The sequence below is a fragment of the Nocardia violaceofusca NBRC 14427 genome, from assembly GCF_963869435.1.
GTDB lineage: Bacteria > Actinomycetota > Actinomycetes > Mycobacteriales > Mycobacteriaceae > Nocardia > Nocardia aobensis.
In genome coordinates this window covers 407,850-433,981 of record NZ_CAWMPM010000004.1, presented here as the reverse complement: position 1 = coordinate 433,981, position 26,132 = coordinate 407,850, and the positions used below count along the sequence as shown (strand labels likewise).

Below are 26,132 nucleotides of genomic sequence, written 5' to 3'. Positions count from 1 at the left end.
AATCTGTTTCACCGAGGTCCGGCAGTATCGAAGGCCCGCCGGCCGGCCCGCCCCTCACTTCGGCGCCGCCACCGGCCACCGCTGCCACGCCGAACCCCACCGCGCCGCCTGACGTTCCCGCCAGTCCTGCGCGCTGTCGCGCACCTCGCGAATCACGGTGTCCACCACCGTGGCCGCCGGAGCGTGCGCCAGTGCCTGCAGCGCGAACTTCGCCGCCCGTGCCGGGGTCAGCAGTTCGTCGGGGGTCCGCGCCCGGGTCATCACATCCAAGGCGAGGCCGGCCAGGTTCGGGTCGGCCGCACCGGCGCGGTACAGCTGCACCTCGAGCGGTGACATCTCGGTGCCGCGGGCGAGCCGGTTGGTCCACTGGTACATGGGCAGGCAGTCCTGTTCCCGCCGGTGCTCCCATCGGGTCAGTGCCCGGTCCAGCGCGGCCGCGTCGTCGAGTACCGGTGCCGCGCATTCGCCGAGCAACCGTCCGTAGCGCATCGCATCGCGCATTCCCTGTGCGGTGACCGGATCCTTGAAATGCCCGGCATCGCCGGGCAATGCCCAGCCCGGACCGGTGGAGCGGCGGAAATAGGAGACGATGCCGGTGGCCGAGCGCACCCGGCCGATCGGTTCGCAATCGGCCAGTCGCACAGCGAGTTCCGGGATCGCGGCCACCATGTCGCGGTAGCGCCGCTCGGTCTGCCCGGCGGTGCGCGGCCCGTGGGCGACCGGTGGCTGGATCAGCGACAGCACCGCACCGTCCTCGCACGGGAAGGCGGTTCCCAGCAGATCCCCGGCCCGCCACTGCGCGGCCGTCGACCGCCATTCCGGGCGGCCGTCGCGCCAGTAGGCGAAGTAGCACGCACGCCCGCTGGGCTTGCTGCGGTACGGGTCCAGGGCTCCGGTCAGCCGCGCCACGGTGGAGCGGCGCCCGTCCGCGCCGACCACCAGGCGGGCCCGGATCTCGTGGGTGGTCCCCGCACGATCGACCGCGCGCACACCGGCGACCCGGCCGGCGTCGCGGATGAGTTCGATGACCCGCATCGATTCGTGGACGGTCGCACCGGCCGCGCGGGCCGTGCACACCAGGGCCGCGTCGAATCCGGTGCGCCGCACGCACATCGCGTAGTCGATGCCTTCCACGGCGGTGAACGGCGCCCGCACCACCTGCCCAGCGCCGGCGGCGAACGCGACTCGCAATCGGGGCGCGCCGAGTGCCAGCACCCGCTCCAACGCGCCCAACGCCGCTACCTCGGCGAGGCCGGCCGGCCACAGCAGATGGGTCGAGAGGGTGTCGGAGGGGAATCGGGCCGAGTCCACGACGACGACGCGCCGTCCCGCGCGGGCGAAGGCGATGGCCGTTGCCGACCCCGCGCAGCGCGCACCGACAACCACCACGTCGGTGAATTCGATGTCCGGACAGTCGTTTTCGTCGTGACCGCGGTCATTCGCCGGAAGATCCCGGACGGTCGCGTGGATGCCCGAATCGGTCGGCGAGGGGTCGGCAGGTTCGTCGGTAGGCATCGGCGCCGCCTTCGGGGTCACTATGTTCGGACACTATGTCCTAATGAGAGAATGAAGTGACTCCTCTCACATTGTCAATATGTTTGGACCGATTGTTCGCGGCAATTACCGACGCTCGAGCCGCCCGCGCCGGTGACACTCCGGATCGCCCACCTGATCCGGTCGTATCCGCGATGATCACCGGAAGGCGTGGCCGCCCGGCCCGATCGGAAACGACCGTGATGAGGTACCGCGATGGCGTTGATGTCACCCCTGGACTCGGCATTCCTGCTGCTCGAATCGCGCGAACACCCCATGCACGTCGGCGGCCTCTCGCTGTTTCGTCCCTCGGACACACAGAAGCGATCGGCACGGCAGTTACACGAGGAATTGGCCTCGGGCACCGGCCAACTCACCTCGGTGTTCCGGCGCCGGCCCGCGCGGTCGCTGGCGAGTTTCTCCCCGCTGCGGTGGGATCTCGACGACGACGTCGATCTCGACTACCACGTCCGGCTGCTCTCGCTGCCCACGCCCGGGCGGGTGCGTGAACTGCTGGAACTGGTATCGATGCTGCACGGATCGCTGCTGGACCGCCATCGCCCGCTGTGGGAGGTCTACATCATCGACGGGCTCGCCGACGGCCGGATCGCCTTGTACACCAAGACACATCACGCGCTGATGGACGGCGTGTCCGCGGTCCGCACCTGGCAGCGGGCCCTCTCACCCGACCCCGCCGCCCGCGACTGCGTGCCGCCGTGGCGCTCTCCCGGCCGACGTCCGGGCGCCGGCTCGAGCACGCTGTTGCGCCGCTCGGCCGACGCGGTGCGCGCGGCCGGGCGGATCGGCACCGCTGTACCCGAATTGCTGTCGGGCGCATACACGATCGCGCGCGATTATCCCGAACCGCGCCCGTTCGGGGCCCCGCACACGATGTTCAATGTCGCCATCACCGGTGCCCGGCGATTCGCCGCGCAGTCGTGGCCGCTGCCGCGGTTGCGTGCGGTCGGAGCGCGCGCGGGGGCGACCGTGAACGACGTGGTGCTGGCGATGTGCGCGGGCGCGCTGCGGCGATATCTGCTCGCCGAGCAGGCGCTACCGGCCGAGCCGTTGATCGCGATGGTGCCGGTCTCGCTGCGTGGCACCGCCGAAACCGCGGCGGGAGAGGGCAACTCGGTAGGTGCGGCACTGTGCGACCTGGCCACCGACGAACCGGACCCGGCCGCGCGACTCGCCCGCATCCACTCCTCGATGGCGCGGACCAAGAACGCTATGTCGCGGCTGACGCCGCTGCAGATCCTGGGGTTGTCGGCGGTCAACGTGGCAGGACTGGCATCGGCGGCGCTACCGGTGCGGCTGCCGGCCGTCGCGCCGCCGTTCAACATCGTCATCTCCAACGTTCCCGGCGCCGCCGAACCGCGGTACTGGAACGGCCTGCGCCTGGAAGCCGCCTATCCGGCGTCGATTCCCCTCGACGGACAGGCGGTCAACATCACGACGATCAGCTCCGATGGCGCCATGCACTTCGGCATCGTCGGGTGTCGCCGCAGTGTGCCGCACCTGCAACGGCTGCTGACCGGGCTCGACGAATCCCTCGCCGAACTGGAGTAGCCGGGCTGCGCGCGGCAACCGGACGCGACTCGATGGTCGGCGCCCGATGATCAGGCGATGCGGGCGGTTTCGGTGAGGGCGTCGGCGGCGGCGGTGAGAATCCGTCGCGCCCGCGGAAAGTCCTGCAACTGCCCACCGAGCAGATCGATGACAGGAAACAGCGAGTGGGCGGGTACCGCGCGTGCGCTCAGCACGTCGGCGGTCCACGTGACGAAGGTGGTGAACAACTCGTCGTCGTCCAGATACAGTGCGGTAGCGAGGAATTCGAGTATCTGCGAGATATCCTCGGCGGTGCGTTCCAGCTGGAATTCGGAATACTCCCGCATCGCGGGGAAACGGTGCTCCAGCTCCGCCATGGTGGTCGCCAGCAACTGCGGTGTGCTGCGGGCGATCAGGGTGAATTCCTGATCGGTCAGATGCGGCAGCGTCCGGTGCGCCTGCTGCTCGCGTCGCAGCCCCCGGGCGAGCAGCTCGGCCGCGGTCGCGGCATCCGGCGCCCAGGCGTCCGCACCGAGCAGGTTCGCCCAGCGGCCCTCCGGCCCGAACGCCGCACCGCCCACGAGTACCGGCACTCCGGCCGCCTGACATGCGGTGATCGTGCCGTGCGCCGACGGCAGGCGGGTCGGCAGCGACGACGACAGCAACACGGCATCGGGTCCGGTGTTGTGCAGGTGGGCGATCAGGTGCCGCGTGGGCACCTGGGCGCCGAGGAAGTCGACGTGCCAGCCACGCAGCCGCAGCACCTCGGCCACCAGCCGGGCGGGCAGCGCATGCCATTCGCCGTCCACACACGCGACGGTCACCCGACCGGCCGAAGCGGGGCGCGTTCCGGCCGCATGCAGAGCCAGTGCCGTCACGGCACGATCGTTGATCGCGGTGGCGGTGTGCTCGTCGGCGACACTGAGGGTGTTCGCGGCCCATTCCGCCCCCACCCGGCGCTGCACCGCGGCGATCACATCGAGCAGGACCGCCTCCGGTTCCAGACCCGCATCCAGCGCCGCGAGCACGATGCCGATCGCCGCGCGTTCGTCACGGCCCGTGACCGCCGTCCACAGCTGTTCACGAAATACGGAGGGGTCGTGGGTGATTCGGCGATGCGGCTCGGACATGGACGGCGGCTCCTTCGCTGCGCGGGTCAGTCGATCACGGGGGTCGGGGTGCGCGGCGCGGTGATCGCGACGACCGCGATGTCGTCGTGCTGGTTGCGGCCGACCCACTGGGTGGTGAGCATGTGGACGCGCTCGACCACTGCCTCCGCGGGCATATCCGCACACTGCGCCAGCGCGGCGATCAAACGCTCCTCACCGAACATGCGCCGGCCCAGCGGCCCGCCACGCGCCTCCGTCACACCGTCGGTGTAGAGCAGGCAGGTTTCCCCGGGCGCGAGCGAAGTCCGGAATGTCGTGGCGGTGATTCGGGGGAGCGCGCCGACCAACTGCCCACGCGTCTCGGCCGTTTCGACAGTCCCATCGGCGCGCACGATCAACGGTGGCGGATGCCCGGCGGAGGTCAACCGCAGCAGCACCCGCCCTTCCCGATGTACGGCCGATGCCAGCACCAGCGTGGCGAACCGGTCGTGGTGCGAGGACACCAGCGCGTCGTTCAGCAGGGCGAGCATCCGCTGGTGATCGTCGGCCATCGGCACCAGCGCGTGGACCGTGTTGCGGATCTTGCCGGTCAGCACGGCGGCCTCGAGACCTTTACCGCAAACGTCGCCGAGCACGACGAGGGTTTCCCCGCCCGGTGTCGCCGCGCGGTGCACGTCGTAGAAGTCCCCGCCGATGATCTCGTGATTCTCCGAAGCCCGGTAGGCGCCGGCCAATTCGATTCCGTGGATCCGGTGCAACTGCGGCGGCAGCAGCTCGCGCATCAGGATCGCCGTGATGCTGGTCTGCTCCGCGTACAGCCGCGCCGCCGACAACGCGATACCCGCCCGGCCGGCGAACAACTGGGCGAAGATTTCGTCGCGCTCGTCGAAGATCCGCTCGCCGGAGTGTCGCAGCAGTACCAGCGCTCCGGCCGAAACTCCATGGCCGGGAAGCGGAGTCACGATCACCGAGCCCGCGCGATTGGCGAAACCGGGCGGCAGCAGCCACGCCGGCACCGCCGCGGCATCGAGCCACTGCGAGGGAATCGGCGGGAACCCGCGCAGTGCCTCGCTCAGTCCGGCCACCGCGTCGGGATCCTCCTCGACGACGTTCACCCGCACCACACCGTGTTCGTCACACGAGACGACCGACAGCGCCCGCCCGGCCGGGGGAGTGACGACCACCGCGGCATCGGCGAGATGGCGGGCGGCGAGCCGGACTGTCGTCTCCAGGCACCTGTCGACATTCAACGACGCCAGCAGCCGCTCGGAGGCCTGCGACAGGAAGGCGGTCCGTTCGCGTTCCTGCTCCAACTCCGAACGGCTCTCCTGCAGCGAGCGCGCGGTGTCGCCGAGCAACCACCAGACGATCGTCCCTTCGGCGCCCGGGGAGGCGACCGCATGCAGTTCGCGCCCACGCACGCGCCCGGACACCGAGGCGGGCGACGACACGCCGTCCGATGCCGCCGTCGCGTCGTGTGCCTCGGACAACCAGGGCAGCGCGGCGCGGTGCAACGGCTCACCCACCGCCGCATCGGGCACCAGCGCCGCGGCGTCGCCGGTCAGCGCCACCACCGTGCCCGCGCGATCGACCACCACGGCCGGATACGGTATCGCCGACCATCGGTCCACCCCACTCACGATGGATTCGGGCATCGCGACCTCCTCACATCCAGTCACCCGAGTGAAACCCGCTGCGCCGCAGTCGAACCGGCGTCACGGCTGCTCCGCCGAGCTACGCCGGGACCGTTGTCCGGCGTCGGGATCGGATCGCTCCTCGGTGGTGGGCGAGACCACGAATTCGACGGTCGTACCGTCGGCGCCCGAGACGACGCGGGTTCCGGGCATCAGGGCGTTCATCATGGGCAGGCCGCGACCGCGATCGACCTCCTCGTCCGCTCGCGGCGCGCGCCAGGTCCCGCTGTCGGAGACGGTGATGCGGATCGAATGCGTAGCCGTGGCGTGCAGCACGATGGTACGGCCGTCACCGCGATGCCCGTGCTCGACCGCATTCGTACACGCCTCGTTGACGGCCAGCAGCAGATCGTAGGCGCGATCCGGTCCGAGGGTCGTGCCCGCGAGCCAGGCCCGCAGCAGGGTCCGCACGCGCTGCAACTCCCCGGACCGGGCCCGGAATTCGATGTGCAGATCCTCGAGCGAGCGCTGCCCGCTGGTCGTCGCGGCCTTTCGATCGCCGCTCTCGGGGTGACGCATGCCTTCGGGGTGACGCATCCGATATCAGCCGTTCGTGTGGGCGAGGGCGCTCGCGACCGCGGCGTCGACGTCGTCGAAGAGCGCGAACACCGTCGACAGGCCGGTGACCTCCACCACGCGCCGCACCGGCCGCGGCGCCACAACCAGCACTCGCCCCGCCTGTCGCAGGGCGCGGACCAGCACATTCATTCCCGAGGAGTCGAAGAATTCCACCGCGGACAGATCCACGATCAACTGTTCCGGTTGACGAGTCACTGCCTGCTGGACAGCCGTATCCAGCCGTGGCGCGGTATGCGAATCGACCTCGCCAGCCGCGACCACCACCACGAAACCGCCCACCGAGATCACATCGGCGGTGCAGCCGCTGTGGCCTTCGTATCCCACGTGTTCACCCTTCCCTGCACTCCCGGCATCCGTGTCCCGCCCCACGAGTATGAATCGTGCCGGCCGGGCGGATGTGTGCAGGCACATCTGCGCCTGACGAACACCGCGATACTCGGCGTAGTTTCGCGGTGCCGCGCGCGGCTGTGGTCTCAACCTCGCAGGATCACCGAGTGTAACGGCCGCTGCGCCCCCTCCGGGACACGCATCGAGCCGCGCTCGCCCAGCCCCGTCCACGGCGGACCTGCCGCATTCGTCGTGCGATGAGCGAAATCGCGTACGCCGATGGACGATTGGAAGGCGAACGGCACGCCGAGGTGGCATGGTGCGGGCATTTGCGTGGCCGGGTCCGGTGTGTCTGCCGCGACACCCGACGTGTCGCCGACATGTCCCGGGCGCCGCGTGGTTATATCGCGCGACGACGTTCACGGAGGTGTTCGGTGACGACAGCAGGTCTCATCCTCGCGTGCCTCGCGGCCGCGATTCACATCTACATCTTCTACCTGGAATCGGTGGCGTGGACGAGGCCGAAGACCCGGGCCATATTCGGGGTGTCCTCGGCCGCCGAAGCGGAAACGACCAGGAGGATTCGTCGCGGGCCAGCGACGGCACAACCGCGTGAGCGCTCCGGTGGCGGGATCTATTTCAGGTGGGAGTCGAACCAGTCGAGCATGACATCGGGATGTTCGCCGAAGTAGTTGTAGCCGCGGAATCGCTGGTCGGTGCCCTCGATCCAGTGCAGTTTCTTGTCGGTGGCGCCGAGGTTGTCGTAGATCGCCTGTACGTCGGAAGGGAAGGTGAGGGTGTCGTCGCGCACCTGTGCGACCAGGGTCGGCATCTTCACCGCCGGGCCGTGCGGGATCGGCGACTGCTCGTCGACGCGGAAACCGGTGCGTCCGCGCAGCGCCTCGTCGAACAGTTCGACGCCGTTGTCGATTCCGGCGCCTTCGACGACAACGCGCTCGACGAAGGCGCGCGCCGAGATCGGTTGCAGCGCGATCATCGCCTTGATGTGCTCGAACTCCTCGGGATGCTTGTCGACGGCGACGAAGGTCGAGTCGGCGCCCAGGCATACGCTGAGCAGGCCGGTGGTCATGTTCGCGGTGTCGGGACGGGTCCGCGCGTAGCGGATCGAGGCGATGACGTCACGGTACTCGAGCAGGCCGATACCCACGATCCCGCCGCTACCGCTGCCGCTGAGGCCGTGATTGCGCAGGTCGTAGCAGAGAATGTTGTATCCGGCGTCGTGCAGCGCCTTGTACGCCGGCAGGAAGTTCACCTCGAACCCGCCGAAGTCGCCGAGTCCCTCCAGATGTCCCGCGTAGCCGTAGCGGTTACCCGGCAGGAAGTGGTTGTGGATGATCAAGCGGTCGGAGTCGGCCGGGATGAACCATCCCTCGAGGTTGACCCCGTCGAGGGATGGGAAGTACACGTCCTCGTAGTTCAGGCCGACTTCGTCGGGGCGCCGGTACACCGGAGTGCGTTTTCCGTGGGCCCAGAGTTCGACCATCGGCTCGATGACCTTGCCAGGTGCGATCGCACCCATCGCCTTGGCCCCAAGGTTCTGCACGGTTTGCTTGGCCTTCGCCGCAGTGTCGGTCATCGTGATCGCCTTTCGTTGCTCTGTATCGGTCTGTGGCCGCCTACCCGAACCTCCGTGGAGAATTCACGCCCCGAGGAACAGCCGTTCGTTCGGCAAGCGCGGCAACGACAGACGACTCTCGAGGACGTCCAGAACCAGTTCGATGGCGTACCAGGGCCTTCGACGCCAATCCCGGATCAGATTGCTCGCCGCTTCGGCGGCAGCCGCGTAGTCGAATGCCGTGCCCCCCAACCAGATTCGCAGATGTACATCACCGCCCAGCGGCGCCCCGATCCCGTTCCGAGTGGCCGTCTCACCCTCGACAGCACCATGTGTCCACATCGAGCATGTCCCTTCCTGGGTCGGATTTGCTGTCGAAGGCCGAAGGCGAAGTTCGCCGGACGACACCGGTGAGCGTGGCGGCCGGGTCGGGTACACAATCCACGATATGCGCGGGTCCGTTCGCGTACGTGGGAGAATTTCTTCCCCCTCTCGGCTCGGTGATCGTCTACGGGAGCTCGCACGTCGAGGCGAACGTAGCCGTGGAATGGTGTCAGCCACTGCGGGCAAACCAGGTTGGCGGTGTGTCGCAACGCGTTGCGGCAGTTGATGTCCCGCAGTCGGCGACGGTGTGGGTGGTGGCCCACGGCGTGGCGGTTCCGGGCTTCTCGAGTTGCTCGCTCAGACTGCGGGCACCAGCGTCAGCGTCCGGCCGTCCGCGACCGTGGTGCCGGTGTAGCGGGCCGTGGAATCGTCGCGAACCAGAGTTCCGTCGTCGCCGATGGCGAAGCGGCGCAGCACCTCCTCACCGGCTCGCGCGGGATCGGTGCCCAGGACCCACAGCGCTTTCCCGCTCGGCGACATCACCGATGATTCGGAATTGACGCCGGGTTCGGGGGCGAAGTCGACGTCGGGCAGTCGGCGCAGGGTCCCGTCGGGTTGGATCGCGTAGGAGCTGATGAACGACGATCCCATATTGGGCACGTACAGGTAGCGGCCGTCCGGGGTGGTGCTCGCGATGTGCGGCAGCAGGCCCGCCGGGTACGGCGATCCGGCGACCTCGCTCAGCGTCCCGTCCTCGGCGCGGTTGAATGCCTGCACGGTAGCGCTGAGCTCGTTGGTGATGAACAGATGCCGACCGTCGGCAGTGATGGCCGGATAGAGCGGATTGATGCCACCTGCCAGGCGCTGCTTCGCCTCGGACAAGGTGCCGTCTGCGCGGATGTCGAAGACCACCAGCTGGCGGCCGGTGACGCTGGCCACATACAGGTTGCGGCCGTCGGGTGAGACCGCGGCCGAGCCCAGACCATCGATCGCGCCGCCCACCGGGACGGCGGAACCGTTGCGCACCGCGACGCCGTCGCTGCCGATCCGGATCGGCACGATCGCCGCGTTCACCGCCCCCACCGTGACGAATCCATCGCGACCGTTGGGCGCGAACGCGATATCGACCGGAGTGTCGGGCAGCGGCATCGTCGCGAGCGGCGACAGGCCACCGTCCGGGCCGATGGTGTAAGAGATCAGCCGCGGATCGGTAGTGGGCGCGGCGTAGAAGAACCGGCCGTCGGGCGACGGCGCCTGCGCCCAGTTCGGCAAACCGGTCGCGGCCCGCCCCGAGAGCGGGATCGGCTGCCCGGTGTCGGAAGCGCTGAATCCGACGATCCCGTCGCTCATGAAGCCATGGGCGTAGATGTGGTAACCGGCATCCGAGGCCGCCGGTGCCGCCACCGCGGGCTGGGCCGCCGCGGCGCAGCCGAGAACTACGGTGGCCGCGATCGCCATCCCCCAGCCGGTACGCCCGGTCCTGCCGGTTCCCGTGTCCGCGCCCACCACGCGCATCCCCTCATGACCTGTCACCGTTGAATCAGATGTCATGGTGCGCAGCCTATGGCTGGTAGACCGCACCGACTGTCCAGTGAATTGGACAGTCTCGCGACGATCGTGAACACCTCGGTCGTCCCGCAGTTCTGCGGAAGCCATGCGCCGCGCAATCGTGGCCGCCGCCGACGGTGAGGCACGGACCTCTCACGTTGGCTGGGAAGGATCGTTCCTAGGCAGCGTCTCGGCCTGCCGCTGCTGCCGAAACGGCCATACCTTGGGCTTATAACCGAAGAGTAGCCAGCGAACAGGACGGAACATCATGGCAGACAACATCGAGACCGTGGCGGTCAAGGGCTGGGCCTGGGACATCGCGACCGACATCTACTATCCGCCGAACTTCGACGAGTCGAAGGTATATCCCGCGATCGTCTCCGGCCACCCTACCGGCAGTTGCAAGGCGCAGACCTCCGGAAATGTCTACGGTAAAGCGCTGGCCGAGGCCGGCTTCGTGGTCGCGGCCTTCGACGCGAGTTTCCAGGGCGACAGCGGCGGTGATCCGCGCTCGGTCGAGGATCCCGGGTTCCGGACCAGCGACTTCAGTTTCGTGATCGACCATCTGGTGACCCTGCCCTACGTCGACGCCGACAAGATCGGTGTGCTCGGGATCTGTGGCGGCGCGGGCTACTCCGTGGCGGCCACCAAGATCGACCGCCGGATCAAGGCGCTCGGCACCGTCGTCGGCAGCAACGTCGGCCGGCTCATGCGCGAGGGCTTCTCCGAGTACAACCCGATGGGCATGCTCGAGGCCATCGCCGCGCAGCGCACCGCGGAAGCGCGCGGCCAAGACCAGGTGATCAACGATCTGCTGCCTCCGTCGGTCGAGGCGGCGAAGCAGGCCGGTATCACCGATATCGACGTCGTCGAGGCCACCGAGTACTACAAGACCGACCGCGGCCAGGCCCCCGGCGGGAAGACCAGCTTCAACTTCGCTCGCCAAGCGGCGCTGGCGGATTGGGACGCCTACGACCGCGTGGAAATCTTCCTGACGCAGCCGCTGTGCGTCGTAATCGGCGACAAGGTCGGCGCCTTCGCCTCCAACCGCCTGAGCATGGAGCTCTACGGCCGTGCGGCGTCCAAGGACAAGCAGCTCGTCGTCGTCGAAGGCGCATCCCACTACGACCTGTACGACAAGCCCGGCCCGACCGGTGTCGCACTGGAGAACCTGGTGCCGTTCTACCGCAAGCACCTGAGCTGACCGCTCGACACCACGACGTGGGCCACCGGAAACCCCGGTGGCCCACGCGCTTTCGCCATCGACCGCCACACTGAGCGTTCACGCCTCGTCCGGCGTTCGCTGCTGGGCGTCGTCTGCGACCCAGGCCGCGATTTGTGCGCGTGAGGTGAACGCGAGTTTGGTGAGGATATGTTCGACGTGGCCTTCGGCAGTGCGTTGGGAGATGACGAGCCGGGCGGCTATTTGCTTGTTGCTCAGTCCCTGTGCGACCAGATCGGCGACCTGCCGCTCACGCTTGGTCAACGTGGCGGGCGAGCGAGAGGCGGCGCCGGTGTGTGCCTGTCCGAGTGCGACGGCGACCGCGCCGTCCATACCTATTGATCGGCCGCGCCGGAATGCCGAATCGAATTTCCGTACCCCCAGAGCGCGGCGCGCCACCTGCTCGCATTCCTGGTGGAAGGGCGCGATCGTCGGATAGATCGTCGCGGCCCTGCTCACGACCTGCCAGATGTCATCGACCGCACCGAGCAGCACCGCGGCGCGTTCGGGATCGGCGTCGGCCACGATCCAGGCCATCGACTCGAGGCAGAATGCGGCCGCCACGGGGCTGTTCAAGGTGCGGTTGAGTTGCAGCGCGGCGTGAATCAGTCGCTCCGCGCGCGATGCGTCGCCGTGCTGCCAGGCGGCCACACCCAGTCCGCGAAGCGCCCCGCAGCGGTAGGACAACTCGCCGGACGTTTCGGTGATGGACAGCAGCTTCCGGCACCAGGCGGCTGTCTGCGCCATGTCCACGCGCATTTCGTATGCCCAGGCGAGGTAGGCCATGGCATTGACGTACATCACGGACGGCTTCGGTGAGGGAAGTACCTCGACCGCATTCGTGAGTGATGTACACGCGCGAGCGAGGTCGCCGCGGATCAGGGCGAGTATGCCGTCGGCGTGATCGATTTGTGCCCGGACGCTGGGGCGCGCGTCCTGTTCACCAAGAAGGTGTGCCATCTGCAATGAGTTTTGCGCGGCAGCAAAGTCGCCGTGTGCGGCAGCGAGCTGGATATCGGCCCGGAGCGCCTTGGCGCGATCAGGAATCGACCGGGCGTCGGTGCGGGCGATGGCACGCTCGAGCCAGAGCCTTCCTTCGCCGTATTGTCCACGGAAGAACCAGAATTCGTACAACGCGGCCGTGGTGCGCAGTGCTGCGTCGGCCGCTTCGGAGGTTTCGTCGCCGAGCATGGCATCCAGTGCGTCACGGAGATTGGATTGCTCCCGGTCTATGCGCGCTATCCATTCGGGCTGCCGGTGGCTGAGCCAGCCGGCCTCGGCGTCCAGGACCAACTGCTGGTACCAGTCGCGGTGTCGCCGACGCAGTTCGTGATACTCACCCGACTCGTGCAACCGCTGTCGGCCGTACTCGCGCAGTGTCTCGAGCATCCGGAAGCGCACCACGGTATCGACTTCTTCTCGGATCAGAATCGACTTGTCCACCAGAGCGGAAAGCACATCGAGTGCGCTGTGCGGTGTCAGGTCCCGGCCCGCCACGTGTTCGGCGGCGTCGAGTTCGAACGTGCCGGCGAAGACGGCCAGCCGGGCCCAGACGCGCTGTTCGGTCGGAGTGCAGATGGCATAGCTCCAGTCGACGCACCATCGCAGCGTCTGTTGCCGCGTCGGTGCGGCGCGGCTTCCGTGGGTGAGAAGTGCGTAGCGGTCGTCGAGGTGTTGCACGATCTGCTGGGCGGACATCGAACGCAGCCGGGCCGCGGCGAGTTCGATCGCGAGCGGCAAGCCGTCCAGCCGGGCACAGATCTGGGCGACGGCGGCCTGGTTCTTGTGGTCGAGCTGGAAGCCCGGCACGGCAGCGGCGGCGCGCTCGCTGAACAATGTCATCGCGTCGAAGCGGCGTCGCTGAGGGGCGGGTTCCTCGTCGCCGGGTGTGGTCAGCGGGGCCACCCGGACCACCGACTCGCCGGCGATGTTCAGTGGTTCGCGACTCGTCACGAGAATGCGCAAATCAGGACAGTTCCGCAGGACGGTATCGGTCAGTTTTGCCGCGGGCTCCACCAGCTGTTCGCAGTTGTCCAGGATCAGCAGCGCCGTCGTGGTGCTGAGACGCTTGATCAGCACCTCGAGCAACGATGCGTCCGGTTCGTCCCGGATGCCGAGAGTAGCCGCGACCACGCTGGTCAGAAGCGAAAGGGTGGTGACGTCGGCGAGCTCCACGAACCACGTTCCGTCGGCGAAGTCCTGTCTTCGAGCCGAGGCAGCGCGCAGCGCCAGCCGCGTTTTTCCGACACCACCGATGCCGGTCAGCGTCACCAGCCGGGAGGACGTCAGAAGGTTCCGTATCTCGGACAATTCGTGGCGGCGGTTGATGAAACTCGTCAACTCCGCCGGCAGATTCCCGCGTCCGCTGCCCGAATGCGATGCCGGGGTCACAACTCCGGTCTCCCGCACATCGGAGTCGGGCTCGCCCCGCAGTGCCATATCGTCGACCGGGAATCCGAGGCGCTGCTGGATCCGGCGAATGGACTCACCGAATGCGGCGGCCGAGGGACGGTCGCCGGGGTCGCGGCTCATCGCCGTCGTCACGAGGACTGCCACGTCCCCGGGTATGCCGTCGCGCTGCAGGTCGGGTACCGGTTCGGTGCTGATGCGCAGGAATTGCGTCACCATGTTCTCTCCCGTGCGCCGTTCGAATGCCGCATGGCCGGTGAGCGCGCTGAACAGGGTGGCGCCCAACCCGTAGACATCCGAAGCGGGGCTCGGTGTGCCGCCCTCGAGCACCTCGGGTGCGGTGAAGGCTGGCGATCCGGTCAACGTACCCGCGGCGGTCCGGAAGGCACCGGCGATGTGGGCGATCCCGAAGTCGGTCAACGCCGGCTCACCGTAGTCGGTGAGCAGGATGTTTCCGGGCTTCACATCGCGGTGCACGATGTCGAGGTGATGGGCGCTCTCCAGCGCCCCAGCGATCTTCACCCCGATCGAGAGCGCCTTCCGCAACGAAATCGGACCGTGCTCGCGGAGCAGGCGATCCAGTGAATCGGCCGGGTGGTACGGCATCACCAGGTATGGACGCCCGCTCGCGGTGCAACCGGCCTCAAGGATGGTCACGATGTTCGGGTGCCCGGTCAACCGGCCCATCGCCTGCTGCTCGCGAACGAACCGGGCCCGGTTGTCGGGGTCCAACTCCGTGGCCGAAACTTTCACCGCGACCGTTCGATCCAGTGCGTCCTGCCGGCATCGATACACCACGCCGAAGCCGCCGCGCGCGATCTCGACGGCATCCTCGAAACCGGCAGCCGCCAGTTCCGCCGCGAGAGGCGCAACCACCTCACGACGCGTCTGCTGCGGGTCGTCGTCAGTCATTCGTCATATGCATGCCCAGGCGTTTCCGGGGCTGGGCGGCACGCGCCTACCCGGCACCGAAGCCAGCGTATCGCCGAAGATCACCGTGTCGATGCGGTTACCGGCAATTACTCCCCGAGCGGAGCACACTGTCTGCGTCGCCGGACCGAAGGAATCCGGCATGTTGAGAGGATGCCTTCCGCATCCACGGCGGAGACGGTTTCGCCAAGGAATATCGAGCGCCTGTACCGAGGGGCCCCGATGCTGCTCATCGGCGAAGGTACCGTCGATATCCGGCGCATGATCATCGGCCGGCGGCTGCTGGAGACTTACTCCGAACGCTGATCGGCGTCGCCCTCGGTGGGGCCGACGCCCGGTCGCCGGAGCGCGACCGATGCGCTCCGGCGTCGCCAGGCGCCGTCGATGTCATTCGGCGCCTTAGTCTTTCGCTCGCGTTGTCACGCCACGGCGGCGGGCAGCAGTCCAAGCTGGGTCAGGAATGCGGCGTTGTCCCAATAGCCGCGGTGCTCGACGACCTTGCCGCCCCGCACGGCGAAGGTGTCGATGAGCGGGAACCGGACTGCGCGGCCCGTCGGCGGTACTTCTCCCTGCGGCGTGGCCAGTGGCCCGGTGTGCGTTCCCGAGAAGTTCACCTCGGCGACAGCGCCGTCACCGTCGTGCCAGATGTTGCGCACCTCGATCTTCAGATCCGGGAACGCGGTGATGAAAGTCTGGATCATGCCACGCAGTTCGCCGATGCCCGACAGTGGGCCGGAAGGGAATTCGCACGCCACGTCGTCGGCGAACGGGCTCGCCGCGAGCTCCACGTCACCGGTGTTCAATCCCTGGTAGTGCGCTTCGATGAAGCCGCCCAGCAGCTCGCTCATATATGCCTCCGTATCGAAAGTGGTCGGCCCGAATCCGGGTACCATCGACCATATTTCGAGCATTCGGCGGGAGGTGTCCGAGAAATTGGACACTCGCCCGCCGCGCAGTCCGGCGTCGCGATCGGTTACGTCGCGGGCTCGTCCCAGAATCCTTGGGCCTCCAGCGCGGCGATCGATGCCCTGGCACCCTCCAGAAAATGGCGTTCCATCGCTTTTCGCGCTGCCGCCGGCTTGCGGGATCGTAAGGCGGCGAGCACTTCTCGATGTTCGGCATCCGCGTCGGCGGCCAGGCGGGAGTGGGATTCGTAGAGTCCCAGGGGGAGTGGGGTGCCCAGCATGCGCAGGACGGTATTCATCCGTGGCGACTGCGCGGCGTGGTTGATCAGGCTGTGGAAGCGGAACGCCGCCTGGTCACGTTCTGGTTCGGTGGCAGCGCGTTCCATCAGGTTCGCGAGCTTCTCGAGCTCGGTCAGTGCCGATTCGGACAGGGTTTCGGCAGCTCGTTCCGCCGCACGGCCGGATACGACCGCGAGCATCCAGTAGTGATCTTCGATGTCGCGCTTGGACATCGGAGCCACGAACGCTCCGCGACGGGGTATCAGTTCGATGATGCCTTCCCCGACGAGGGCGGACAGGGCTTCGCGGACCGGGATCTTGCTCATGCCGAGTTCCGAGCCGAGGGCTTCGGGATCGACCTTCGCGCCGGCCTTCAACTCGCGGGTGAAGATTCGACGCCGAATCTCATCCATGGCAACCTGTTTCAGGCTTGCGGGAAGAGTGACTGCCCGCGGTGAAGCGGTGGCGTTGTCTGTCATGTGACCGGAGTACCTCCGCGCTGCGTCTTCATCGTGTCGGCCGACCGGGTCGTCGTAACTCGGCCCGGATACGCCGAGTCAGAAGATCAAGTATATCGGCTCCGGTATCCGATTCTGCTCGCGCTCGCTCCTCCACACAGCGGTGCCGAGGACGCCGTACCTACTGCCCTCAGAATTCTGTATACTAAATATTATTCTCGCCGAGAGGGGACCTGAGCGTGAACGACATCGTGCGGCCCGAGAGGGGCCCGACCGTCGCGTCGGTGCTGCGGCGCGGCTATCTCGATTACGCGGATCTGCCGGCGGTCGTCGAGCCATCGGGTGCGACTCTGACCTATCGCGAACTCGGCTCGCGGGCACGCCGGCTGATTTCCGGCCTGCGATCACTCGGCGCCGTCAAGGGGGACCGTGTTGTCGTCCTGACGGAGAATCGTCCGGAGTGTTTCGTCATCGATCATGCGCTGGCGATCGGCGGGTTCGTGCGGGTCGCGCTCAGTTATCGGCTGCATCCCGGTGAGGTGGCAGGGATCGTGCGCGACGCCGCCGCGCGGATCGTCATCGTCGACGGCGAGCGGGTAGCCGATGCGGCCGCCGCGCTCGCGCCCTTCGAGGGCGTGATCGTGAGCCTGGACGACACGTCGGCCGGCGATGTCGTGCCCCTCGACTCGCTGTACGCCGAGGTCGAAGCGGACGATGTCGAGATCCGGCCGGACGACCTGGTCTGGATGCCCTACACGTCGGGAACCAGCGGCAGGCCGAAGGGGGTCATGCACACCCACCGCAGCCTTCTGGCGATTCTGCGCAACATTTTGGTGGAGGTACCGGGCGCCGGGGCCTCGGATGTGCTCGTGCACGTCGCCCCGCTGACTCATCTGAGCGGGTACGCGATGATGGCCTATTTCCTACGGGGCGCACGGCAGATCGCGCTGAGCCACTTCGATCCGGCCGAGTTCGTCGACGTCGTCACCGCGCAGCGCGCGACGGTCCTGCCATTGGTTCCCACCATGATCAACATGCTGTTGCCGGTGCTGGAGGGCGGTTCCTACGACTTCTCGAGTGTGCACACCGTGCTCTACGGCGGGTCGCCGATGGCACCGGACCGGCTGGTGCGAGCCCTCGAGGCATTCGGCCCGGTATTCGTCCAATCGTACGGTCTCACCGAGATGCCCTATAACACGTGGCTTTCCAAGCAGGACCATGTGTTCGATCCGGCCGCGGGGGTTCCGGAGCGGCTGGCGGCGGCGGGGCGGGTGAGCCCGTTCGTGGACATGCGAGTGATGGCATCGGAGGATCGAGTCGCCGCCCCGGGCGAGGCGGGGGAAATCCAGGTACGTGGCGACGCCGCGATGGCGGGCTATTGGAATCTGCCCGAGGAAACGGCTGCGACGATTCTGGCGGACGGCTGGATCGCCACCGGCGATATCGGGCGCATGGACGACGGGTTCCTGTACGTCGTCGACCGCAAGAAGGACATGATCGTCTCCGGCGGATTCAATGTGTATCCGACGGAAGTCGAGAATGCGATCTACACACTCACCGGAGTGGCCGAGGTCGCTGTCGTCGGAATTCCGGATGAGCGATGGGGCGAAACGGTGCACGCGGTGATCGCCGTCCGGGAGGGATACCAGGTCAGCGCGGAACAGATCGAGGCCGCCTGTTTGGATTCCATCGCGGCCTACAAGCGGCCCCGTTCCGTCGAATTCGTGGACGAATTGCCCAAAACCGGTACGGGAAAGATCATGCGGCGCGAGGTGCGGAAGCGATTCTGGGTGGGGCGGGACCGGTTGGTGAACGGATAGCCGCCCGTCGAGCCGATATCGAATTCATCTCCACGGAAAGAGTTTTCATGACGTGTGACCTTGGCGCGACCACCCGAGGCTACGACTCGGTCGTCCGGGATGCGGTTCGCGATGCGAATATTCCGACCCTGCTCATGGTCTTGGTGCAACTGACCGGCGAGCGGCGCTGGTTGGCGGACCCCTACCGGCCCACCCGGGGCCGCGGCCTGGACGAGAACGACTCCGGTGGTCTTCCCGCGCCGATCCAGGATGAGATCCGCGCGGCGGCCGCGGCCGCCATCTCCCGATGGCACAACGGGCAGCCGGTGGCGATCCCGGAACCGGACGAGACATTGCTGACACACATGCTGTCGGTCTCGATCGGCGAGCAGGTGCCGGCGGAGTACGGACCCATGATCGCCGATGATCTGAATGCGGCTCGTGGCAGGGTGACCCGGGCTCGTGATGTGCCCGCGCCGCCGCCCGGCTTCTCGGCCGTCGTGATCGGCGCAGGCATCTCGGGCTTGCTCGCGGCGCATAACCTGCGCGAGATCGGCATCGACTGCACTGTCGTGGAACGCGGTGAGCGCGTGGGTGGTACATGGTGGAACAACCGCTACCCCGGGTGCGGCGTCGACGTGCCGAGCTATCTGTATTCGTTCTCCACCGTCGAGGCCGATTGGCCGCACTATTACGCCGACCGGGACGAGATCCACGACTACCTCGAGAATGTCGCCGCCGAGTGGGGAATCGAGGGCTCGATCAGATTCTCCACCGAAGTGACCGCGGCGCGATGGGACGAGGACGAAGGGCTCTGGACCGTCGAGACCGCCGGGCCCGACGGCGAGCGCGACGCACTTCGCGCGAACATCGTGGTCAGCGGAGTCGGCGCGTTCGGAAAGCCGAAACTCCCGGAAATCCTTGGGCTGGACCGCTTTCGAGGAATGTGGTGTCACACGGCGACGTGGCCGGAGGATGCTGATCTGGCGGGCAAGCGTGTCGGCGTGATCGGCAACGGCGCCAGCGCGATGCAGGTCGTGCCCGCCATCGCGGAATCCGTCGACGCGCTGACGGTGTTCCAACGCTCCGCGCACTGGGTAGCGCCGTTCGAGAAGTTCCGCACCGAGGTGCCCGAGTCGGTCCGATTCCTGTTGCGGGAGGTGCCGCTGTACCGGTCCTGGTATCGGCAGCGGCTGGCGTGGGTGCTCAACGACACTCTCTACGAGTCCTTCCACAAGGATCCGCGGTGGCCGCACCAGGAGCGCTCGATCAACGCGATCAACGACGGTCACCGCCGGTTCTTCACCCGATACCTCGAAGCCCAGCTCGAGGGACGGCCCCACCTGATCGAGAAGGCCACTCCGACCTACCCCCCGTGCGGGAAACGCATCCTGCTCGACAACGGCTGGTACCGGACGCTGCGGCGCGACGATGTCGAGCTGGTCACCGACTCGATCACCGAGATCACCGAGAAGGGAATCCGACTCGCGTCCGGACGAGAGGTCGAACTCGATGTCATCGTGTTCGCCACCGGATTCGACGTCGTGAACTTCCTGTCCTCGTTCGAAGTGACCGGCCGGTCAGGGCGCACACTTCGCGAGGTATGGGGTGACGACGACGCGCGCGCGTACCTCGGCACCACCGTCCCGGATTTCCCGAACCTGTTCGCACTGTACGGTCCCAATACCCAGGCCGGGCACGGGGGCAGCTTGATCTTCTATCTCGAATGCCAGATGCGCTATGTGACCAGCCTGCTGGCCAAGATGTTCGACGCCGGCGCGACGGTCGCCGAATGCCGCCCCGAGGTCAACGACAAGTACAACGACGATGTCGACGCCGCCCATCAGCGGATGATCTGGAGCCACCCCGGCTTCTCCACCTATTACCGCAACGCCCGCGGCCGCGTCGTGGTGGCCAATCCATGGCGGGTCGTGGACTGGTGGCATATGACCAAGGACGCCGACCTGTCGGACTACCGGCTCGGCGTGCGCACCGACCAATCCGCGGAGGCCCTACAGTGACGAACCGATTCGACCACAGCATCGCACTGGTGAACGCCGCCGCCGGCGCGGGAATCGGCTCCGCGATCGCTCGTCGGCTACTGGCCGAGGGCGCCACGGTCGTCATCACCGATCGCAGTGCCAAACGTCTGGACAAGCTCGCCGCACAACTCGTCGAGGAAAACCCTGGCGATCGCCTGACGTCGAGGGTTGTCGATGCCGCCGCCGAGGCCGAGGTCGAGGAACTGTTCGCGAGCGTCGCCGACCGGCACGGGCGGCTCGATGTGCTGATCAACAACGTTGGACTGAACCAGCTTTCGCCGTTTCCCGAAACCACTCTCGAAAGCTGGGAGACGGTACTGCACACGTCGCTCACATCCCATTTCCTGCATGCCCGCGCCGCCTGGCCGTTGCTTCGGAGATCGGCGGCGCCGGCGATAGTCAACGTCTCCTCGCTGGCGTCGGAATCTCCCGCGCCGTTCGGCGAGGTGGCCTACGCCTCCGCGAAGGCAGGCGTTCTCGGGCTTACCAAGGCCCTGGCCGTCGAGGGCGCGGCATTCGGTATTCGCGCGAATGCCGTTGTGCCCGGATTGATCTGGAACGAACGCCTGACGGCCGGAGTGGCTCCGGAATATGTCGACGCCTACCGTTCGAAGCGGCTGTTCGAGCGCGACGGGGAACCGGACGAGGTCGCCGACGTGATCATGTTCCTCGCGAGCACACAGAGCCGCAATGTGACCGGACAGGCCGTGAAGGTCGGGGCCTGAGATGGCCATCCCGGCGGATGAGGTGCGAGTACCGACCCCGTTTCCGCTCGACCCACAGCTGGCGAATGCGGCGGCGCCACTGCTGTCGGCGATGGCCCGTGCCACACCACCTCCGGTGGGGGACTGGGCGACTCGCCGGACGCTGGTCACCACACTGCTCCGGCGCCTGTCCCTGGCTCTACCCGAGAACGAACAGATCACGCGCTCGTCGCGGGAGATCGTCACCGCCGACGGCGGGCGTATCCCGGCAACCTGGTACGAGCCGCCGGGGCGCGGAGCGGGGCCGGCGGCAGTGTTCCTGCACGGCGGCGGCATGATCCTCGGCAGTGTCGCGGTATTCGATCGGATGATCGCGAAATATGTTGCCGACAGCGGCGTTCCACTGCTGGCGGTCGACTATCGGCTGGCTCCCGAGCATCCGCATCCGCTACCCGTCGAGGACTGCTTCGCCGCTGTGGTGTGGTTGCACGAGAACGCCGTTGAACTCGGCGTGGATCCGGGCAGAATCGGCATGGTCGGAGAAAGTGCGGGTGGCGGACTCGCGGCCGCGGTGGCTTTGCTGGCCCGCGACCGCGGTGGCCCACCGATCGCGCGCCAGATGCTCGTCCAACCGATGCTGGACGACCGTACGATCGACCCGGACCCGCATATCGCGCCCCACGCGTTGTGGACCTACGACGACAACGAGACCGGATGGCGCGCGCTGCTCGGAGAGCACTTCCGAGACGGGAATGTCGAACCGTATGCCGCGCCCGGCCGATGCACCGAATTTCACTGTCTCCCACCGGCGTATCTCGAGGTGGGCGAGATCGACATCTTCCGGGACGAGACGGTTCGATACGCGTCCGGCCTCGCGGCGGCCGGTGTAACCACCGAGCTCCACGTAATCCCCGGTGTCACACACTCTTTCGAATGGGTCGCGCCCCGGACGGACGCGTCCGTTCGTTCGATGGCCGGACGAGTTCGATGGCTGCGCATGCTGTGACGCCGATAACCGTGCGACCGCCGGATACGCCGGCGCCGAACTGTCGCCGCCACAGAAGGAGGAACGCAATGGTCGATGACCGAAGGCTCGAGGAGATGTCGGCCAAGCAGGCCATCGCGGACCTGTTGTCGACATATTGCCGGGGCATCGACAGGTGCGATGCCGAACTGGTGAAGCAGGCGTTCTGGCCGGACGCCTTTGACAACCACGGCGCCGACGCCGGTCCGGCGTGGGAATTCGCCGACCGGATCGTCGCCGCCAAACTCGCCCGAACCGAATGGACGACCCACGCGGTCACCAACCACCTGGTCGAGGTCGACGGCGACCGAGCATTCTCGGAGGCGATTGTGCTCACCTTCCAAAACAAAGCGGCAGCGAGGAAGTCAGCATCTTCTGTGGCCGCTACGTCGATCGGGTCGAGTGCCGCGAGGGTGTCTGGCGGATCGCCTATCGGCAGATGATCCACGACTGGAGCGGCTCGACCTTGCTGGCCCCGTGGGCGTTGTCGAGTGTCGCGAATGGTGCGTTCGTGCAGGGCGCACGGCGCGGCGACGACATCGTGACCGGCCCGGGCCGGCAGCGGTTGATGAACGACGAGTTCGCGAGGGATTGATCAGGCCTGCCCTATCGCTGGGTCACCAGCGTGGCGTCCGGTCCGTCGGAGAACAGCAGTCCGGTATCGATCGGTGGGTTTCCGGTGGGGGCGAGGCTCCCGTTGGGGGCGATGGAGTATGAGTGGACCTGTGTGGTGCCGTGCGCTGTCAGTGCGTCGATGAGGAAGACACGGTGGGCCGCTTCGTCGAGGACGACCCGGCCGGGCAGGGTGGCCGCGGGGGCGGGGTAAGGAGAGCCGGGGAGCGGGGTCAGTACGCCGTTGTCGCCGATGCTGAGGCCGCCGATCGAGTCGCTCATCGCGGTGGCGATGTACAGTCGCTTGCTGTCGGCGGTGATCGCCGGGCCGTGCGGAAGGACTCCGGCGCGGTAGGGCGAGCCCGGTGTGGGGGTCAGCTGTCCGTCGGGGCCGATGGCGAAGCCGGCGATACCGTCGCTGGCCTCATTGCTGACATAGAGGAAGCGGCCGTCGGGCGTAACACTCTGCAGGGTGGGCTGCAAGCCTGCGAATATCGGCCCGGCGACCGGGCGCAGACTGGCGTCGGGTTGAACGGCGTAGCTGGACACGGTCAGGTTGATCCAGCTGGCGGTGAACAGGAATCGGCCGTCGGGAGACAGTGTGGGCATGGTCAGTGCGCTCAGGCCCGGCAGCTGTGTGGGGGGCGCTCCGGTGGGCGTGAGCGCCCCGGAGGGGGCGATGTCGTACGAACGGACTTCGTTGACGGCGCCGCCGATCGTGGCAAAGAGGCGAGATCCGTCGGGGCTGACGACGAAGCCGACCGCCGGAGCGCCGAGGTCGAGCTGCGCGCCGGGAACAGGAGTCAGCTTGCCGTCGGCGCCGAGGTGGAATCCGCTGATCGTGCCCGAAACCGTATGTGCGACATAGACGGTGTTTCCGTCGGGCGTTGCGGTCAGTGACAGGGCGCCGGTCCCGGTGGGGAAGGGAGAGCCGGGAACCGTGGACAGGGCGCCGGCGTCCTCGACGCGCAGAACCTCGATATTCGACGACGCCGCGCCGGCGATGACCAGGAAGTGGTCCGGCGTGGCCGCCGTCGCGATCGGCGACCCGGCCCAGCCGCCACACGTGAGGGCTACCGCCGCCGCCAACCCCAGTGCGGCGCCTTTCGCCGTGCGAGCCGTATTCTCGAACACATCAACCTCCGTATTTCCGGTGAGCGGCATCGCTCACGCGAAGCAGCGGATCGCACATCCTGGACGAGGAAATAGGGCTCAGGAAATCCGGCCCTCGACCGGGTGGCCGTAAGCTCCGCGACCCCGCGGCCCGAGGTCGATGCCCCAGGGCGGAATCCATGCGGATGACGATGGCGATCTCTGCTTCCGGGGAGACGCTACGCACCTCGACGGGTGGTGAAGTCCAGGAAATTGGACAGTCCGGCCCGACAGCGTCCGCTGAATCTGCACGGCCACACCGGATTTCGCATTCGGTGCAACGGCGCGATAGTTCAGTGTCAGTCTTCCCGGCCGGTCATCCGGGTCATAGGGACCGGCGCGTGCCATCCGCACGGCAGTCCGCAGGTCGCGATGATCTCGTGGTCGGAACTCCCGTCGGCGTAGTGACGGCTGATCAGGGACGCCGAGGCCGGATAACCGCAGTCGGCGCATCGGCCGAAATAGTCCAGTAGTTCATGAACGTGGGTTCGAGTGGGGAAAGACATGCGCGGCCCGGTCAGTAGTTCCGGTCGGCCTGCGCTGTATCGGACACCGGTGCGTTCCATGAGGTGAGAATGCGTAGCTTCTCGTGAGAGGTGGTTCCGGGCTGGGCCGACCACAGCACCAGTTGCTGATCCGGATCGCCCGCGTACCGGAAGGTGTCCCAGTCCAGGGGCAGCTCACCGACCTCGGGGTGATTCAGGGTTTTGCTGCCGAATTCCTGCCGCGCGACATGGCGAGCCGCCCACCATTGCCGGAACTGTGGGTCGGCGATGGAAAGCTCACCCACCAGGGTCGACAGCTGGGGATCGGCGGGGTTGGTCGCGGCATCCATGCGCAGGATGGCGACGCACGTCTTCGCGACCCCCTCCCAGTCCGCGTAGAGGGTCCGCATGGCGGGGTCGGTGAATACCATGCGCACGTAATTGCGTTGCCGCACCGGCATTTCGGAGAAGTCGGTAAGCAGCGCCGCGGCCAGATGATTCCACGCGAGGATGTCGAGATAGCGGCCGAAGACCAAGGCGGGGGTATCGGTGAGCTGGTCGAGCAGTCGCTGGATCTGCGGCCGCACGATCGGCTGGCGGCGCTTGGGTGCGCTACGACGGTCGGCCTGGTGAACAAGGCTCTCCACGTAGGCGCGCTGATCGTCGTCCAGTCGCAGCGTATGCACAAGGGCTTCCAGGACCTGTTCCGACGGAGCGAGGCGCCCTTGCTCGACGCGGGTGTAATAGTCCTGGCTGATGGCGACCAGATCTGCGACCTCTTCACGGCGCAGGCCGCTGACGCGTCGGGTGGAACTGCCACGCAGCGGCAGCCCGACATCGGCGGGTGTGAGCTCGCCGCGCCGGGCCTTGAGAAATTCGCCCAGTTCGCGCAGGTGGGGCGCCCTGTCGGTCATAACTCCACGGTATGCGCTGACAAGGGGCGCATGCCTGGGAGAATTTACTCCCACCCTCCGGTTCCGGATTTCGCCGCGACCGACCGATACACCAGGCACGATGTATGAAATATGGTGCTTCAGCCGCTCGGATCGTCGACCGCCACCGATGTCGTGGGCGGAAAAGGTGGTGTTCTCGTGCACACAGCCGTGCCGCAGGGTCAACTCAGTTCGTCTCGTGCCGAGATCGCCTTGTCCTGGACGCGATCACGGATGAACGGCTTACGCGAAGATGACGAACCCTGCCTCGTGCTCGAGGAGGTCGACGCTGAGGGCGGTCTGGTGCGCGCGGCCGGCCGCGCTCTCCGGCAAGCGGCGGCCGAACTCGACGGCAGCCCCGTCGCCCTGGTACTCACCGACCATGCGGCGCGTATCGTCGATTTCCAGTGCGCGGCGGGGACGATTCGTGGCGCACTGCGCGATCTGGGGATCGCGCGGGGAGTGTGTCTCGGTGAGGATGTCATCGGGACCAATGCGCTGGGTACGCCCGCGGAGATTCGTCAGGGAGTGCTATCGACATCGTCAACGCGGTCGAGTACTACCGCACCCCACGTGGCCAGGATCCCCACTCGCCCAATAAACTCCGCTTCTCCGGCTTGGAGGCGGCCTTCGGTTTCGACGCCTTCCACTTGGCCGAAGTCTTGCTGACCCAGCCACTGCAGGTCATCATCGGCGACGTGCCGGGCGGATTTGGTTCCTACCGTGATGGTTTCGAGCTGTTCGACCGAGCGCGCTCGGAGAAGAAGAGCCTTCTCGTCGTGAAGGGCGCCAGCCATTACGACCTGTACGACCAGAAGGAATACGTCGACCAGGCGTTGGAACGGTTGCAGGAGTTCTACGCGGAGAACCTGTAGTCGGGCGAAGGGCTCGGGACGACACCGAGCCGGACATGTCCCCAGGATCGGAACGAGAACTCTCCT

At 67.1% G+C, this 26,132-nt stretch carries 24 protein-coding genes and 1 pseudogene; 12 read left to right on the top strand and 13 right to left on the bottom strand.

What is annotated here, in order from left to right; genetic code table 11:
- Window positions 1-54: 54 nt before the first annotated feature.
- A complete protein-coding gene (locus AC5592_RS04400) occupies window positions 55-1,515 on the bottom strand; it encodes an NAD(P)/FAD-dependent oxidoreductase (RefSeq protein WP_084506311.1) in 1,461 nt (486 codons plus the stop codon).
- A 234-nt stretch (window positions 1,516-1,749) separates the two neighbouring features.
- Here AC5592_RS04400 and AC5592_RS04395 point away from each other — a divergent pair, with 234 nt between their 5' ends.
- Entirely contained in the window at window positions 1,750-3,102 is a 1,353-nt protein-coding gene (locus tag AC5592_RS04395; RefSeq protein WP_063063487.1) for a WS/DGAT/MGAT family O-acyltransferase, read from the top strand.
- A gap of 50 nt (window positions 3,103-3,152) precedes the next feature.
- Here AC5592_RS04395 and AC5592_RS04390 read toward each other — a convergent pair whose 3' ends face one another.
- From AC5592_RS04390 to AC5592_RS04375, 4 genes are read right to left on the bottom strand one after another with little or no spacing between them, the layout of a single operon-like run.
- Window positions 3,153-4,211 (bottom strand): cobalamin B12-binding domain-containing protein, encoded by a 1,059-nt coding sequence (locus AC5592_RS04390; protein WP_063063486.1) that lies wholly within the window; start codon window positions 4,209-4,211, stop codon window positions 3,153-3,155.
- Window positions 4,212-4,237: 26 nt separating this feature from the next.
- Window positions 4,238-5,845: a PP2C family protein-serine/threonine phosphatase gene (locus AC5592_RS04385; RefSeq protein ID WP_063063548.1), complete on the bottom strand. Its 1,608-nt coding sequence runs from the start codon at window positions 5,843-5,845 to the stop codon at window positions 4,238-4,240.
- A gap of 60 nt (window positions 5,846-5,905) precedes the next feature.
- Window positions 5,906-6,403, bottom strand: coding sequence for an ATP-binding protein (locus tag AC5592_RS04380; protein ID WP_036508437.1), 498 nt, complete (start codon window positions 6,401-6,403; stop codon window positions 5,906-5,908).
- A 24-nt stretch (window positions 6,404-6,427) separates the two neighbouring features.
- Complete coding sequence (locus AC5592_RS04375; RefSeq protein WP_198163754.1) at window positions 6,428-6,787, bottom strand: STAS domain-containing protein; 360 nt, start codon at window positions 6,785-6,787, stop codon at window positions 6,428-6,430.
- A gap of 437 nt (window positions 6,788-7,224) precedes the next feature.
- Between AC5592_RS04375 and AC5592_RS04370 the strand changes: the two are divergent.
- Window positions 7,225-7,368 (top strand): annotated as a pseudogene (locus AC5592_RS04370) (DUF1304 family protein); the annotation flags it as partial.
- Between the two features lie 56 nt (window positions 7,369-7,424).
- On the opposite strand, the gene AC5592_RS04365 reads toward AC5592_RS04370, so the two are convergent.
- The 3 genes from AC5592_RS04365 to AC5592_RS04355 all read right to left on the bottom strand — a co-directional run bounded on the left by AC5592_RS04365 (window position 7,425) and on the right by AC5592_RS04355 (window position 10,241).
- Window positions 7,425-8,330, bottom strand: a complete 906-nt coding sequence (locus AC5592_RS04365; protein WP_063063547.1) for an alpha/beta hydrolase family protein — start codon at window positions 8,328-8,330, stop codon at window positions 7,425-7,427.
- Window positions 8,331-8,450: 120 nt separating this feature from the next.
- On the bottom strand, window positions 8,451-8,708 hold the full coding sequence (locus AC5592_RS04360; RefSeq protein ID WP_063063485.1) for a hypothetical protein: 258 nt from the start codon (window positions 8,706-8,708) through the stop codon (window positions 8,451-8,453).
- A gap of 339 nt (window positions 8,709-9,047) precedes the next feature.
- Window positions 9,048-10,241, bottom strand: coding sequence for a lactonase family protein (locus AC5592_RS04355; RefSeq protein WP_157121561.1), 1,194 nt, complete (start codon window positions 10,239-10,241; stop codon window positions 9,048-9,050).
- 265 nt (window positions 10,242-10,506) lie between these two features.
- Here AC5592_RS04355 and AC5592_RS04350 point away from each other — a divergent pair, with 265 nt between their 5' ends.
- On the top strand, window positions 10,507-11,442 hold the full coding sequence (locus AC5592_RS04350; protein WP_157121559.1) for an alpha/beta hydrolase: 936 nt from the start codon (window positions 10,507-10,509) through the stop codon (window positions 11,440-11,442).
- Window positions 11,443-11,520: 78 nt separating this feature from the next.
- Here AC5592_RS04350 and AC5592_RS04345 read toward each other — a convergent pair whose 3' ends face one another.
- Entirely contained in the window at window positions 11,521-14,781 is a 3,261-nt protein-coding gene (locus tag AC5592_RS04345; RefSeq protein ID WP_063063483.1) for a protein kinase domain-containing protein, read from the bottom strand.
- Between the two features lie 171 nt (window positions 14,782-14,952).
- On the opposite strand from AC5592_RS04345, the gene AC5592_RS04340 reads away from it, so the two are divergent.
- Window positions 14,953-15,105, top strand: a complete 153-nt coding sequence (locus AC5592_RS04340) for an acyl-CoA dehydrogenase family protein (RefSeq protein WP_371507089.1) — start codon at window positions 14,953-14,955, stop codon at window positions 15,103-15,105.
- Between the two features lie 113 nt (window positions 15,106-15,218).
- Here the strand turns inward: AC5592_RS04340 and AC5592_RS04335 are convergent, their stop codons facing one another.
- The gene (locus tag AC5592_RS04335; RefSeq protein WP_195050167.1) at window positions 15,219-15,647 is read right to left on the bottom strand and encodes an ester cyclase; all 429 of its coding nucleotides are present in this window, start codon (window positions 15,645-15,647) and stop codon (window positions 15,219-15,221) included.
- Between the two features lie 125 nt (window positions 15,648-15,772).
- A complete protein-coding gene (locus AC5592_RS04330; protein WP_063063481.1) occupies window positions 15,773-16,462 on the bottom strand; it encodes a GntR family transcriptional regulator in 690 nt (229 codons plus the stop codon).
- A 218-nt stretch (window positions 16,463-16,680) separates the two neighbouring features.
- On the opposite strand from AC5592_RS04330, the gene AC5592_RS04325 reads away from it, so the two are divergent.
- The 6 genes from AC5592_RS04325 to AC5592_RS04300 all read left to right on the top strand — a co-directional run bounded on the left by AC5592_RS04325 (window position 16,681) and on the right by AC5592_RS04300 (window position 22,605).
- On the top strand, window positions 16,681-18,261 hold the full coding sequence (locus AC5592_RS04325) for an AMP-binding protein (protein WP_084506307.1): 1,581 nt from the start codon (window positions 16,681-16,683) through the stop codon (window positions 18,259-18,261).
- Window positions 18,262-18,308: 47 nt separating this feature from the next.
- Window positions 18,309-20,261 carry a flavin-containing monooxygenase gene (locus AC5592_RS04320; protein WP_063063480.1) on the top strand — a complete coding sequence of 651 codons (1,953 nt, stop codon included), beginning with the start codon at window positions 18,309-18,311 and terminating at the stop codon, window positions 20,259-20,261.
- Window positions 20,258-21,007 (top strand): SDR family NAD(P)-dependent oxidoreductase, encoded by a 750-nt coding sequence (locus AC5592_RS04315; RefSeq protein ID WP_198163753.1) that lies wholly within the window; start codon window positions 20,258-20,260, stop codon window positions 21,005-21,007. Before AC5592_RS04320 ends, AC5592_RS04315 begins: the two co-directional genes overlap by 4 nt.
- A 1-nt stretch (window position 21,008) precedes the next feature.
- Complete coding sequence (locus tag AC5592_RS04310; protein ID WP_063063479.1) at window positions 21,009-21,992, top strand: alpha/beta hydrolase; 984 nt, start codon at window positions 21,009-21,011, stop codon at window positions 21,990-21,992.
- Window positions 21,993-22,060: 68 nt separating this feature from the next.
- Window positions 22,061-22,453, top strand: coding sequence for a nuclear transport factor 2 family protein (locus AC5592_RS04305; protein WP_063063478.1), 393 nt, complete (start codon window positions 22,061-22,063; stop codon window positions 22,451-22,453).
- The gene (locus AC5592_RS04300) at window positions 22,450-22,605 is read left to right on the top strand and encodes a hypothetical protein (protein WP_157121557.1); all 156 of its coding nucleotides are present in this window, start codon (window positions 22,450-22,452) and stop codon (window positions 22,603-22,605) included. Before AC5592_RS04305 ends, AC5592_RS04300 begins: the two co-directional genes overlap by 4 nt.
- 11 nt (window positions 22,606-22,616) lie before the next feature.
- On the opposite strand, the gene AC5592_RS04295 is transcribed toward AC5592_RS04300, so the two are convergent.
- Both AC5592_RS04295 and AC5592_RS04290 read right to left on the bottom strand, forming a co-directional pair.
- The gene (locus tag AC5592_RS04295; protein WP_198163752.1) at window positions 22,617-23,756 is read right to left on the bottom strand and encodes a lactonase family protein; all 1,140 of its coding nucleotides are present in this window, start codon (window positions 23,754-23,756) and stop codon (window positions 22,617-22,619) included.
- A 535-nt stretch (window positions 23,757-24,291) separates the two neighbouring features.
- Window positions 24,292-25,173 (bottom strand): helix-turn-helix transcriptional regulator, encoded by an 882-nt coding sequence (locus tag AC5592_RS04290; RefSeq protein WP_063063475.1) that lies wholly within the window; start codon window positions 25,171-25,173, stop codon window positions 24,292-24,294.
- Between the two features lie 111 nt (window positions 25,174-25,284).
- Between AC5592_RS04290 and AC5592_RS04285 the strand changes: the two genes are divergently transcribed.
- Together AC5592_RS04285 and AC5592_RS04280 are read left to right on the top strand one after the other, a co-directional pair.
- Complete coding sequence (locus AC5592_RS04285) at window positions 25,285-25,860, top strand: hypothetical protein (RefSeq protein WP_498974557.1); 576 nt, start codon at window positions 25,285-25,287, stop codon at window positions 25,858-25,860.
- Window positions 25,809-26,066, top strand: coding sequence for an alpha/beta hydrolase family protein (locus AC5592_RS04280; RefSeq protein WP_198163751.1), 258 nt, complete (start codon window positions 25,809-25,811; stop codon window positions 26,064-26,066). The genes AC5592_RS04285 and AC5592_RS04280 overlap by 52 nt, the downstream gene beginning before the upstream one ends.
- The last annotated feature ends 66 nt before the right edge of the window (window positions 26,067-26,132 follow it).